The sequence below is a fragment of the Bacillus cereus group sp. BfR-BA-01380 genome (genome assembly GCF_022663535.1).
Taxonomy (GTDB): Bacteria; Bacillota; Bacilli; order Bacillales; family Bacillaceae_G; genus Bacillus_A; species Bacillus_A cereus_BB.
In genome coordinates this window covers 1-13,813 of the sequence record NZ_JAKUFS010000052.1, presented here as the reverse complement: position 1 = coordinate 13,813, position 13,813 = coordinate 1, and the positions used below count along the sequence as shown (strand labels likewise).

Below are 13,813 nucleotides of genomic sequence, written 5' to 3'. Positions count from 1 at the left end.
AGTTTTTTCGTCATTTTGAAATTTCTCCGATTCTAATTTTTCTCCTATTATACAAGAAATACCCTATAGAACAGACTTTTTTTAAGTGTCTATTCTATAGGGTACATTTTATTCTTCTCTTAGTTTTTTTTATTTTCACTACAAGTCTGACGTTTCACCAATTTATGAGGAATAATAATACACTTTGGTGAAACTTCACAATGTTCAACTTTATCAACTAAATATCTAGCCGCTTCGTAGCCTAATTGATAAATATTTACATCTATCGTTGTTAATGGTGGATTTGCAATTTCAGATAATAATACGTTATTAAAGCTAACAATAGAAATATCTTTCGGTACGGAGATTCCCTTTTCTGATAAAGCACTTAATACACCCAATCCTATTATATCATCCGTCGCAATAATAGCTGTTGGCTGTGCACTAAGTGTCATAAGTTTTTCTACTGCTTCTTGACCGCTTTCTCTTAAAAAACCAAGATTTAAAATATACTCAGATGGCAGAGAAATATCGGCTAATTTTAATGCATCTGTCATTCCAGCAAGGCGATCTTTCGTAACGAGCAAATCTGAATCCCCACCAATAAAAGCAATTCGTTCATGTCCAAGTGAAATCAAATATTCCGTTACTTCTCGCGTTGCCGCATAGTTATCATTATCAATATATGTAATCTCTTCTTTTCGCTCATATGGCTTACCAATAAGAACAAATGGAAAATTTTGCTCATGCAAGTATTCTAAAATACGGTCATTCATACGGGAATATAAAAGAATAATACCACCTATTTGTCTTCCTTGTACCATTTTCACAACACCATGAAAAATCTCTTCTTCCGTTTCTCCAGTTGACATATATAATGAATATTCTTCTCCATGTGCAAATGAGCTAATTCCTCGAATCACTTCTGGAAAAAATGGATTTTGAAAGGCCTTACTCGCAGAGCTCGGCATAACAAGTCCAATCGTTTTAGTTGTTTGATTTGCAAGACTTCGGGCATTTAAATTTGGGTGATAGCCTAATTCAGCCATTACTTTACGAACACGTCGCTTTGTTTTCTCACTAATACTCGGATTATCAGCAATTACACGTGAAACCGTAGAAGGAGCAACATTTGCTTTTTTTGCCACGTCTTTAATTGTAACTGTCATAAATTTGTTCCTCCTCTCTTCTTTTATTTAAATCATGTATACAAATTACTTCTATTTCCATTCCCCATTAACGGGCAGTAAACTTTCCACCTCAAGATTCAGAGAAAATGAAGAAAATAGATGATGGATAAAGCCCTCTCACTAATAAAAATTTCACTGTATTCCATTCATAAAAAATCTCTATCAATGTCAGTCTATAATCTCCCTCTTCATGTATTGTAAGGGATACAGGCTTATTTTCCTATACTATATGCTATTTTTTTTAAAATTACCCTATTCTTATATCATCTAAACCGACATTCCTATAAGGTGAAACTTCCATCAGTGGGATTTTTTCATCTCCACTGATGGTTATCCCGCCAATAGCGGGATAAAAAAAGATAAATGAGACATGCTGTCCCATTTATCCCTTCGTCCCTCCAGCTGTTAAACCAGAAATAAAATATTTTTGCAAAGATAAGAATAAAATTGAAATTGGTATTGCAATTAATACCGACCCTGCTGCAAATGTTGTAAATTCATTACCGAATTTTTTTGCTACCATTTCGTATAATCCAACAGCTAATGTATAATTTTCTGGTGTACGTAAAATAACACTCGCTAAAATAAAATCAGTAAATGGACCGATAAATGTGAATAATGCTACAACCGCAACAATTGGCTTCGCTAAAGGCATAACAATTTGCCAAAAAATCCGAAAATGCCCTGCCCCGTCCATACGGGCTGATTCGTCTAATTCTTTTGGAATCGTATCAAAGTATCCTTTCATGAGCCATGTATTCATCGGAATTGCACCGCCAACATAGATTAAAATCAACGCTAGATGTGTATCCATTAATCCTGTTAGCTGCGCTAAAATATACAATGCAATTAACGCTGAAAAGTTTGGAATCATTTGGAGAATTAAAAATGTTAGTAACCCATTCTTTCTTCCGACAAAACGATATCTCGAAAATGCATATGCTGTAAAACTAATTGACAATACAGAGAAAATCATTGTCAAAATACTAACTTTCAACGTATTTTTATACCAAAGTACATAGTTACTTTGTGAGAGATCAAGTAGTTTTTTGTAATGGTCCAGCGTTGCATTTTTAGGAATTATACTTGATCCGGAGAGACTATCTCCTGGGTTAAACGATGATCCTATAATCCATAATAATGGATAGAAAATAATCACACACATCATGAAAATTACAAAATAACTTAATGAAAGACGTAATATCTTCTGTCGTTTTATGTTCATTTACATCATATCCTCTTCTTGGAATGATTTTGTTCTTTTAAATTGCCATAAAGCAACCGAAATAACAATTAACGATAAAATCATCGTAAGTGCTGCTGCTTTCCCATATTGAGCCGATGTCATCGTCAACTTATAAATCCAAGAAATTAAAATATCTGTCCCGCCTGCATCTTGTCCCGCTACAGCCGGACCACCGCCATTAAACAGATAAATAATACTGAAATTGTTAAAGTTGAACGTATATTGCGTAATTAAAATAGGAGCAGTCGCATATAAAACGAGCGGTAATGTAATTTTACGAAATTGTTGCCAAGCTGTCGCACCATCTACCGTCGCAGCCTCATACAATTCACTTGGAATCGATTGCAGTATACCTGTCGTCATCGCAAAGATAAAAGGAAAACCGAGCCATGTTTGAATGAAGATTAAAGCGACTTTCGTCCAAAATGGATCTGTCATCCAAGCAATTTCTTTAATTCCAAATAGAGCCAACACTTGATTGTTAATTGCTCCAAATGATTCGTTAAACATACCAGCAAATACGAGGATAGATACGAATGCTGGAACGGCCCAAGGTAAAATAAAGATTGTACGAATTATCGCTTTCCCTTTAATTCCTGGTTGATTCACTAAAATTGCCAAGAAAATTCCAAGTGCTACTTGTAATGTCGTTGCCAAAAACGTCCAAATGATTGTCCAAGAAAATACACTTACAAATGTGTTTCGCCACATTGGTAATGTGAAAATATCAACAAAATTTTTAAAACCAACCCAATCTACAAGTTTTGCAGGAGGAGAATGATATAAATCATAGTTTGTAAATGCAATGAGTATAACGAAAATAATCGGAAGTACAACAACAAAGATTAATAACAGAAATCCTGGTGAAACCATCATATATGGAAAGCCTTGGTCTAATAAATGATGGTATTGCTCTTTTACAGAGTGTAACGGTATTCCTTCATCACGCTTTTTCCCATTTTGATACGCATCATATATGTTAAAAGCATATATACCTAGTCCAAATGCAGTAACGATAAGCGCTAAAATCCCTTTTACTAATAGAAAGATAGAGTGATCACGAGGAACTTCTGTACCGAGCGTTACAATCCCCCACAACCCAATATTTAACAAGTCAGCAAATGCTACAAAAAACGAGCAAGTTAATACTAGAAGAATAATACCTTTTACATATTGTTTATTGTACAGTTGACCAATACCCGGAATAATAGACAACGTTGCCGCTGTTTTTCGGTGTTTTGAACCGTTTTCTGCATGAGCTGGTTCAAAGGATGTCTGCATGGTTCTTCCCCCTTTTTTTCTTCCCCTTGGAAGGAGGAGAATTCGTGTCTTTTGTATACAAAAGACACGAATTCTATATTATTTTTTCTTACTATGATTTGCTTCAATATTTCCTTTAATTTGTTTCACAGCCTCATCAAGTGCCGCTTTTGAATGTTGTTTGTTTGTTACAACTAATTGCAACGCATCACCCGCTGGCTTCCAAACTTCTTGCATTTCTGGAATATTCGGCATTGGAACGCTATTTTCTGCTTGTGCTACTACTGCTTTCGCAGCTTCGTTATCTTTAATAATTGAATCTTCCATCACTGATTTCACTGGAGGAATTTCTTTTGTTTTTTCAAAACGAATTTTTGCATTTTCTTCATTTGTTACCCAATCAGTAAATTTTGTTGCTAAATCTTGATTTTTTGAGAAGCTTGTTACATGCCATCCTTTTACACCAACAAATGTTTTCATCGGTTGACCATTTGGTAATTTTGGCATTGGAGCTACACCATAGTCAATCTTTGCTTTTTCAATCGCTTGAAATGCCCATGGACCGTTCATAATAGACGCTGCTTTTCCTTCATTAAATAATCCATCTGCAGCTGATCCGCCAGACTCACCGATAATTCCTTCTGGAAATAGTTTTTCTTTATACCATTTTTGAATATATTCTGCACCTTGTACTGCACCGCTATTGTTTAATCCAATATCTGCTGGGTTTGGTTTACCATCTTTCTCACCAAATACATAGCCGCCCATACCAGCCATAAATGCATTCGCAAAATAGAAGTTATCTCCTAATGCTAAAAATCCGTATTTCCCGTCCTTCGTAAACCCTTTTGAAAAATTAAATAGTTCATCCATCGTTTCTGGTGCTTTTGGCATTAATTTTTTATTGTAAATAAATACGGGTGTTTCAATAGCTTTTGGTAAACCGTATAATTTCCCATCATATGTTTGTGCTTTTAGTGATAAATCAGTAAACTTACTCTTAACAGAATCATCTACTTTTATTTCAGAAAGCAGCCCCTCTGTTGCTGCATTCCCAATTTGATCATGCGGCAATGTTACAACATCTGGCCCTGTACCAGCTGGACCGTCAAGTCGAAGTTTTTTTACTTGCTCAGTCATCTGAACTTCTACAACTTTTACTTTTACATTATATTTCTTTTCAAAACTTTTTACGGCTGGATCTAAACCAACACCTTTTTTCTGATCTTCCCAAACAAGAAGATCATAGTTTTTCTTCTCCTTGCTCGCTTCTTTTTTCCCTGAATCTTTCGGACCACACGCGGATAACATTCCGATTGTCAAAGCTGAAACTGTTAATAAAGATAACGCTTTCTTCTTCTTCATCTCTAAATACCTCCCAAATTATGTACATAATACCTAAAAATGAAAACGTTTGCATATAATAGTTTAATAGAAGCACAAACAACTTTCAATCTACGAAAACGTTTGCGCTATTTGTCTATCATTATACATTCTTTTATAAATTTTGCAATATTATTTTTTAAAAATTTATCAAGTTACTCTTGATATCCATTGACTTTATATGGAATGAGTACTACTCTTATAAGCAATATTAAAAGTATATGAAAAGCAATCGTTTGCAGCATATCTTTATTGATAAAAGATTAAAGGGGGATTTTCTATATGTTCAAAGAAGCTGTATACCATAGACCAAAAGATAATTACGCATACGCTTACGATAAAAAAACTCTTCATATTCGGCTGCGTACGAAAAAAAACGATGCCGATGTAGTTTCCTTCATTTATGGTGATCCATATGAATGGCAGGATGGGAAGTGGCTCACAGCAAAAATATCAATGAAAAAGAGTGGTTCGACGGATTTATTTGATTATTGGTTTGTATCAATTGAGCCGAAATTTAAGCGCTTACGGTACGGATTCGAACTGAAAAACAGTACTGAATCTATTATTTATACCGAAAGAGGCTTCTTCTCTGAAGCACCTACCGACGATGTTGGCTATTACTTTTGCTTCCCATTTATACATGAAAAAGATGTTTTCACAGCCCCCTCATGGGTAAAGGATACAGTGTGGTATCAAATTTTCCCAGATAGATTTGCTAATGGAGATCGTACATGCAATCCAGCTAACTCTCTCCCTTGGGGCAGTACAAACCCAACTGCAACAAATTTTTTTGGCGGGGACTTCGCTGGCATTATGAATCATCTTGATTACCTTGTCGAACTCGGTATTTCTGGTATTTACTTTACTCCTATCTTTACAGCGCACTCTAATCATAAATATGACACAATTGATTATATGGAAATCGATCCTCAATTTGGGACGAAGGAAACATTTCAGGAACTTGTGGAAGCATGCCATCAACGTGGTATAAAAATTATGCTAGATGCCGTATTTAATCATTGCGGATACTTTTTCGATAAATTTCAAGATGTTCTTGAAAAAGGAGAATGCTCTCCTTACAAAGACTGGTTTCATATTCATGAATTTCCGATTGCAACTGCACCTTTGCCTAATTATGATACATTCGGTTTTACATCACATATGCCAAAACTAAACACTACTCATCCAGACGTAAAAGAATACTTACTAGAAGTAGGACGTTATTGGGTGCGAGAGTTTCACATTGACGGTTGGCGACTTGATGTTGCAAATGAAGTGGATCATAGCTTTTGGAGAGAGTTCCGTAGCGAAATAAAAGCAATTCATCCTGAAGTATATATTTTAGGAGAAATTTGGCATGATGCCTTGCCATGGCTACAGGGCGACCAATTTGATGCTGTTATGAGTTATCCTGTTACAAATGCCCTTCTTTCCTACTTTGCACACGAAACGATTAAAGCTAATGACTTAATGGAACAAATTACAGCATCTTTACATTCATATTCCATGAATATAAACGAAGCTGCTTTCCATCTATTAGATAGCCATGATACACCAAGAATTTTAACAACTTGTAATGGAAATAAGGATAAAGTGAAATTACTATACGTATTCCATCTTTCTTTCATTGGTTCACCATGTATTTATTATGGTGATGAAATTGGTATGGATGGTGGAGTGGATCCTGATTGCCGAAAATGTATGGTTTGGGATGAAAATAAACAAGATAAAGTATTATTTAAGCATATACAAACATTAATTTCATTGCGAAAACAATATAAAGCCTTTAGTGGACATGGTGCATTTCAATGGATTGAAACAAATAGCAAACACGATTATATCTCTTATATAAAAACATACAAAGAAGAAACGATCTTTTTTGTTTTAAATGCAACAAACCAGAAAATTACAGCTCCTATTCCTTATGATATTGCTGGCAAAAAAATTATAAACCTATATACAAAAGAAGAGTTTTCTGCTGACACAAACTCACTGCAAGTTACACTTCCACCATACGGATTTTCAATTTTAACATGGTAAATCAGAAAAGCCTTGTTTTCTATACAAGGCTTTTCTGATCTCATTTTTCACATAAGACGAAGCAGCAAACAGCCTACGATTCTATCATGTTCGGCAACTATTCTCTAGAAACTAAGATATGTTATATCTCAGCATTTACAATCCACGTATCGTTTTTATATACCAACATATCTCTCTTTTTACGCAAGTTCAAAGAAGAGTGTCTCATCCCAAAGCGCCTCTCTATTGCTTATTTCAATTTGTACACGCGCGCTTCATACGGCTGTAGAACAATATTTTCAATTGATTCATCCTGCGTATCATAATTGTGGATTAGTAACTCTGAACTACTATATGTTATCTCTTTCGGCAATTCAAATACACATGAAGCTTCAGTAAAATTCGCAATAACAACTAATTTCTCATCTTTCCATGTTCTTACATAAGCAAAAATAGATGGATGATCTTCTAGAATTAAATCATACGTACCATACACAATGATTTCATGCTTTTTACGAAGCTCAATCAATTTCTTATAGTGATAAAAAATTGAATTTGGATCACGTAATGCCTGCCACGCATTGATGTCTTTATAATTAGGATTTACTTGAAGCCACGGCTTACCCGTTGTAAACCCAGCATGTTCGCTGTCTTCCCATTGCATCGGTGTCCGAGCATTATCGCGGCCTTTCACATAAATAGATTGCATCACTATTTCTGGATTCTCACCACGTTCATTCACTTTTTCGTGATACATATTCAGCGTTTCAATATCACGGTACTCATTAATTGAATCAAATTTGACATTTGTCATTCCAATCTCTTCACCTTGATAAATATAAGGAGTGCCTTTCATCATATGAAGTACCGTCGCTAACATTTTCGCTGACGGAATACGATAAGTTGTATCGTTACCAAAGCGAGAGACAACACGCGGCTGATCATGATTGTTCCAATACAAACTATTCCATCCTATATGTTCTAATGCTTTTTGCCACTTTGTTAAATTATGCTTTAGCGTAAGGAGTGAGCATGGTATCACATCCCATTTACCGTTTTCTCCAGAATCTAAATCCATATGTTCAAACTGAAATACCATCTGTAATTCCTGACGCTCTTCACCTGTATAAAGGTTAGCTTCTTCTGTTGTTACACCCGGCATCTCACCAACTGTCATAATGTCATATTTAGACAGCACTTCTTGACTCATTTCACGTAAATACGTATGAATATTAGGCCCATTCATAAAGTATTGATGCCCTGATACATACCCTTCTGTTTCGGTATCAACAGCCGGGAGCCCTTCTGTTTTTGAAATAAAATTAATGACATCCATACGGAAACCGTCAATGCCTTTTTCAAGCCAAAATTCCATCATTTCATAAATCTCTTTACGCACACGTTCATTATCCCAGTTTAAATCCGGTTGCTTTTTTGAGAATAAATGCAAATAATATTCATCTGTTGTTTCATCATACTGCCAAGCAGACCCACTAAAAGCGGCTCCCCAGTTATTTGGCTCTTTTCCACTTTTTCCTTTACGCCAAATATAATAATCTCGATATGGATTATCCTTTGATTTCCGAGATTCAACAAACCAATGATGTTCATCTGAAGTATGATTAACAACTAAATCCATCATTAATTTCATATTTCGTTTATGCATTTCTTCCAACAATTCATCCCAATCATTTATCGTCCCAAACTCATCCATAATCTTACGATAATTGCTAATATCATAACCATTGTCATCGTTTGGAGATTCATAAACTGGCGATAACCAGATGACATCAATGCCTAGTTCTTGTAAATAATCAAGCTTTGAAATAATCCCGCGAAGATCACCAATACCATCACCATTACTATCCATAAAGCTGCGAGGATAAATTTGATATACAACACTTTCTTTCCACCACTGTTTCTTCATCGTGCTACCCCATTTCATTATTTAATTGCAAAACAGGCGCAAACGTTTTCATTAGTGAATGATAACAGATTTTAAATAAAATGAAAACAGACTTACATCTTTTCCTATTATCAAATAACTGTAAAATTAGCGCTCTACTAATATTAAGAACACAATATTTAAACTACACTAAAAAAATATGAAAACGTTTTAATTTTTTATTTCTTTTTTTCATTCATTCATTTATAATAAAACGAAAGAAAACGTTTGCACACTTTTTTGCTAGGAGGAAAAGTCATGGCAGAGCTAAAATTAGAAAACATTTACAAAATATATGATAACAATGTAACAGCAGTAACAGACTTCAATTTACACATACAAGATAAAGAGTTTATCGTATTCGTTGGTCCATCCGGATGCGGGAAATCAACGACATTACGAATGGTCGCTGGTTTAGAAGATATTTCAAAAGGTGAATTTTCAATTGATGGCAAAGTAATGAATGATGTTCCTCCAAAAGATCGCGATATTGCAATGGTCTTTCAGAACTATGCACTCTATCCACATATGAGTGTTTATGATAACATGGCATTTGGCTTAAAGCTTCGTAAAATATCAAAAGATGAAATTGATCGCCGCGTGAAAGACGCAGCCCGTATTTTAGGACTCGAGGATTATTTAAATCGAAAACCAAAAGCATTATCCGGAGGACAACGGCAACGTGTTGCATTAGGACGTGCCATTGTTCGTGATGCAAAAGTCTTCTTAATGGACGAGCCATTATCAAACCTTGATGCAAAATTACGTGTAACAATGCGCTCAGAGATTTCTAAGCTACATCAAAAACTTGGAACAACAACTATTTATGTGACACATGACCAAACAGAAGCTATGACAATGGCATCGCGCCTTGTTGTTATGAAAGATGGGGAAATCCAGCAAATTGGAACACCAAAAGAAGTATATGAAACACCAGAAAATGTTTTTGTTGGCGGATTTATTGGTTCTCCTGCAATGAACTTTTTCCGTGGCCAGTTAACAGAGAATTACTTTGTAATAGACAATAAAATAAAAATTAAAGTATCTGAAGGCAAAATGAAACTACTGAGTGAACAAAGTTACATAGGCCAAGAAATTATTTTAGGAATTCGTCCAGAAGATATTCATGATGAACTCTTATTTTTAGAAGCTTCACCAGACACAACATTCACATCTCAGATTGATGTTGCTGAACTATTAGGTGCAGAATCTATTATATATATGAAACTTGGAAATCAAGATTTTGCAGCTCGCGTTGACGCGAGACATACTTTTACACACGGTGATCAACTCAAGCTTGCTTTTGATATGAACAAAGCGCACTTCTTTGATGTAAAAACCGAACAACGCATTCGCTAAATACAAAGAAACCGTCCACACTCGTGGACGGTTTTCCATTATAATACTATTTCTGCTGTTTGAAATGTTTGTTGCCTTACTCCTATAACACCAGAAATCGGTAAATCTGTTAAAATCATTTCTTCTTGCTGTTTCATAAAAGATGACGTCAATTGTTTTATTTCTATCCAGACATCATTTATGCAAAGTGCATTGGAATCGTTCTCTTTTTCTTGAGGGAAAATTGGATCTATTCTATATAACCCAGCATTATTAAACAGCATATCAACTCTATTATAGACTTCAAGTGCAACTTCTAAAACGTGTCGCCAATCACTTTGCTTACTCATATCGTGAGTAACAAAAAGTGCATCCCCACCTAAACCTACAATTTCTTCGACTGTTGCTTGTCCGCTTTCCTCATCAATATCTGTCACAATTACTTTTGCACCTTGGCCTGCCAACAAAAGAGCCGTGCTACGGCCAATACCGATACCACCACCTGTTACAACGACAATTTTTCCTGCTAGCTTCATCGTCATTACTCCTTCTGGTTAGTCTTACCGTCACAGTATACCCCTTTTTTCAAAGTATCCGCAAGCAGGAAAAGATAGATATATGTTATGTAATCGCTTACTCCCTAACTTTCTCTTTTTTCTTACTATTATACTGGTCAAAAGCTAGACTGACAAAAATAAGAATTCCCCAAAATAATAAACTTCCGCCCATCAGTTTGCTCCTCCCCAATGTAAAATTATTGCTCTTTATTATAAAGTGAAACTTTAATCAGTGGGGGTTTTCTTCATCCCCCACTGATTATTAGCCCTCACCAATCGGGCTTTTACGGGCAGTTTATCTCCCGCCTAACTTCTTAAGAAAGGTGGAAGTGGCTCGTCCAGAATGTGAGGGGGATGGAGCTTCTGACGCAGAGGTGTTTTTTACCTCGTAGGAAGAAGCGAAGCCACCGAACATTCTAGCCACTGGAACTGGACAATGCTTCCGCTGAATTTTGAGGCGGGAGTATTACTGCCCACAAATAGCGGGATAAATATAACATTTCCTTAATTTTCAGTCTGATAGAAATAAAAAAAGCGCGCCTTTCCATGACGCGCCACCAATATGGAGGGTACTATATAGGAGATGCCTGTCCTATACAATTTCTATTATACCAATTAAAAATATCGAATTTTGTAAAAATTTAGACTTCGTAAAAATTTTTATTAAAGTTTTCTCTTTACTAAATTATCATAAAAGAAATTTTAAAATAATTAAAAAAGAGAAGCAGCTGCTTCTCTTTCTCTATACAATACTTATAACTCTAGTTTTTACTATAAGATCATGAAAACCGCTATTATCACTTCTAAACAGCATCATGTATATATTACATATCGCTGGAATTCCAAGAAACAGGATATTTGGTATTAACAATACAATAAACCTCATTGTTAATATTCCTAACGTTAACTTTTCATTTGTAAGTGATACAAGTTTTGTACGTGTAAATTTTTTCCCTGGTGTATATCCATTCCAAATAAATGGTAGAACAATAAAGTAAAGCGCCATTAATAAACATACAAGTCCAAGATCGTAACGAATATCTCCTGAACTTACATTAAAACGATTCAAAATTGCCTTATAGTTTCCTGTTGTAATCGCGACAACAGCACCGTACAGAACAGAAATGAAAAACATATCAATAATCACAGCCCCAATGCGATTCATAACGATCGTTGGACGATGTATTTTCAGCTTCATGTTGTGTCGACTCCTTTTTTCTATCCTTTATTAACTGTTTCATCGTATCATGTCTAAAAACAGTTGTAAACAACTCATAAATTGGTGTTTTACTCTCTTTTCCTGTACAATATGTATCAGTCACATTTCTGAAGGAGGAGCTCGTTTTGAAACGATTCATCATTTTCTGCTCTTTCATACTTTTAACTAGTTGTGCAACAAATTCTCATCAATCGCATTACAGCGTTAGCGATGAATATGAGCTCGTTAACGTTGGCGGTGGCGCTCTAGAACTATTTCCGAAATCAGATGCCCTATATGCTTCTCAATATATCCCAGCAAAAATTGTAGAAATTGCCTGGAATGATGCTTATATTTTAGCAAAACAAACGGAACAAACGGATGACCCTAACAATCCTGATGCTTCTATCACCAATCAAGCAGCAGAGAATTATTGGATTATCGATTTAAAAAATAACCGCCGGTTTGGTCCCTATACAAAAAAACAATTTGACGAACAAAAACATGAATTTCGCATCTCAGAACAACTGCAATTACAGAGCGTAAAAACTTACTTTACAAAAGTAAAACAAAAATCTTAAGAAAAGGTCAAATGAAAATATTTCATTTGACCTTTTTCTCCGTATCTTCTTTATAAAACAACATTCCATAAACAATAGCTCCAAACATAATACAAAACAATAATTGTAATGCCCGTTGAATCGATACAATATGCAGTTGTATAATGTCTTGAACACTATCATTGTAACTATAGTATCCCCAGATGTAGAAAAAGATAAATACGACTATAAATATATACTTCTTATGTTTATAAAAATAATGCGCACTACCCATTCCATATCCAAATAGTACCCCTATATATACAATTTCATATAGAAGATAAATAAGAGATATTTGTTCAATTCGTTGTAACATATATAATAAACCTATTTGAAAGCAAACGACTATAATAAATCCAGCCAAAACCGTGAACATTCTCACGGATTGTCTCTCCTTTCACTCTATTCACTTCATTATATTCATGAAGTGATAAAACGAGCGGGGAGTTGTATTATATAAGAAGAATTTTTATATCTTTCCAACCGTATGCAATTTCTTTTACGTGCAATTCTTCAATAACTTTCTCATCTATAAAAGAACCTTGTAATGCTTCATAAAAATATTTAGAGGGATTATTTGCTACTACCCAAACAAGCATAGACTGATAGTCATTCTTATATAAATCCGCTGCTACCGCTTTTAGCAATTTTTTCCCCAGGTGATTACGCTGATATTCTTTTAAAATATATATCGCATATAACTCTCCTTCATATTCATAACTACCTGTTCGCTCTTTCCCACCATCTGCAAAACCGATTATTTTTCCATCAACTGTTTTAGCAACATAAACATGCGACTGCTGTTCTTGTAGTATTTTTCTCCATAATCCTTCTCGCTTCTCATACGACTTTTTATCTAGCACTTCTTTTGGCATAATCCCTTCATATGTCTCTCTCCAACTATCAACATGAACATGCGCGAGTTCTTTTGCATCATTTACATTCGCTTTGACAATATACATTTTTTCATCTCCCTGCTAATCGCTATATAAAGTGAAACTTTAATCAGTGGGGGTTTTCTTCATCCCCCACTGATTATCAGCCCTCACCAATCGGGCTTTTACGGGCAGTTTATCTCCCACCTAACTTCTTAAGA

13 protein-coding genes are annotated in these 13,813 nt (G+C 35.1%); 3 read left to right on the top strand and 10 right to left on the bottom strand.

The window, feature by feature from the left end:
- Positions 1 to 119 precede the first annotated feature (119 nt).
- The 4 genes from MR076_RS25255 to MR076_RS25240 all read right to left on the bottom strand — a co-directional run bounded on the left by MR076_RS25255 (position 120) and on the right by MR076_RS25240 (position 5,040).
- Entirely contained in the window at positions 120 to 1,148 is a 1,029-nt protein-coding gene (locus MR076_RS25255) for a LacI family DNA-binding transcriptional regulator (protein WP_242225300.1), read from the bottom strand.
- Between the two features lie 403 nt (positions 1,149 to 1,551).
- A complete protein-coding gene (gene malD / locus MR076_RS25250; protein WP_242225298.1) occupies positions 1,552 to 2,394 on the bottom strand; it encodes a maltosaccharide ABC transporter permease MalD in 843 nt (280 codons plus the stop codon).
- Entirely contained in the window at positions 2,395 to 3,696 is a 1,302-nt protein-coding gene (locus MR076_RS25245; protein ID WP_242225296.1) for a sugar ABC transporter permease, read from the bottom strand.
- 78 nt (positions 3,697 to 3,774) lie between these two features.
- The gene (locus MR076_RS25240; protein ID WP_242225295.1) at positions 3,775 to 5,040 is read right to left on the bottom strand and encodes a sugar ABC transporter substrate-binding protein; all 1,266 of its coding nucleotides are present in this window, start codon (positions 5,038 to 5,040) and stop codon (positions 3,775 to 3,777) included.
- Positions 5,041 to 5,340: 300 nt separating this feature from the next.
- Between MR076_RS25240 and MR076_RS25235 the strand changes: the two genes are divergently transcribed.
- On the top strand, positions 5,341 to 7,101 hold the full coding sequence (locus MR076_RS25235; protein WP_242225293.1) for an alpha-glycosidase: 1,761 nt from the start codon (positions 5,341 to 5,343) through the stop codon (positions 7,099 to 7,101).
- A gap of 229 nt (positions 7,102 to 7,330) precedes the next feature.
- Here MR076_RS25235 and MR076_RS25230 read toward each other — a convergent pair whose 3' ends face one another.
- A complete protein-coding gene (locus MR076_RS25230) occupies positions 7,331 to 9,007 on the bottom strand; it encodes a glycoside hydrolase family 13 protein (protein ID WP_242225291.1) in 1,677 nt (558 codons plus the stop codon).
- 276 nt (positions 9,008 to 9,283) lie between these two features.
- Between MR076_RS25230 and MR076_RS25225 the strand changes: the two genes are divergently transcribed.
- Positions 9,284 to 10,384, top strand: a complete 1,101-nt coding sequence (locus MR076_RS25225; RefSeq protein ID WP_242225290.1) for an ABC transporter ATP-binding protein — start codon at positions 9,284 to 9,286, stop codon at positions 10,382 to 10,384.
- A gap of 38 nt (positions 10,385 to 10,422) precedes the next feature.
- Here MR076_RS25225 and MR076_RS25220 read toward each other — a convergent pair whose 3' ends face one another.
- From MR076_RS25220 to MR076_RS25210, 3 genes are all read right to left on the bottom strand, one after another.
- On the bottom strand, positions 10,423 to 10,899 hold the full coding sequence (locus MR076_RS25220; protein ID WP_313897369.1) for an SDR family NAD(P)-dependent oxidoreductase: 477 nt from the start codon (positions 10,897 to 10,899) through the stop codon (positions 10,423 to 10,425).
- A 97-nt stretch (positions 10,900 to 10,996) separates the two neighbouring features.
- A complete protein-coding gene (locus tag MR076_RS25215; protein WP_242225303.1) occupies positions 10,997 to 11,095 on the bottom strand; it encodes a flagellar motor protein in 99 nt (32 codons plus the stop codon).
- A 567-nt stretch (positions 11,096 to 11,662) separates the two neighbouring features.
- Positions 11,663 to 12,118, bottom strand: a complete 456-nt coding sequence (locus tag MR076_RS25210; RefSeq protein WP_242225289.1) for an RDD family protein — start codon at positions 12,116 to 12,118, stop codon at positions 11,663 to 11,665.
- A gap of 146 nt (positions 12,119 to 12,264) precedes the next feature.
- Here MR076_RS25210 and MR076_RS25205 point away from each other — a divergent pair, with 146 nt between their 5' ends.
- A complete protein-coding gene (locus MR076_RS25205; protein WP_242225288.1) occupies positions 12,265 to 12,699 on the top strand; it encodes a DUF3997 domain-containing protein in 435 nt (144 codons plus the stop codon).
- A gap of 22 nt (positions 12,700 to 12,721) precedes the next feature.
- Here MR076_RS25205 and MR076_RS25200 read toward each other — a convergent pair whose 3' ends face one another.
- The gene (locus MR076_RS25200; RefSeq protein WP_242225287.1) at positions 12,722 to 13,099 is read right to left on the bottom strand and encodes a hypothetical protein; all 378 of its coding nucleotides are present in this window, start codon (positions 13,097 to 13,099) and stop codon (positions 12,722 to 12,724) included.
- Between the two features lie 70 nt (positions 13,100 to 13,169).
- Positions 13,170 to 13,679: a GNAT family N-acetyltransferase gene (locus MR076_RS25195; RefSeq protein WP_242225286.1), complete on the bottom strand. Its 510-nt coding sequence runs from the start codon at positions 13,677 to 13,679 to the stop codon at positions 13,170 to 13,172.
- Positions 13,680 to 13,813: the final 134 nt, after the last annotated feature.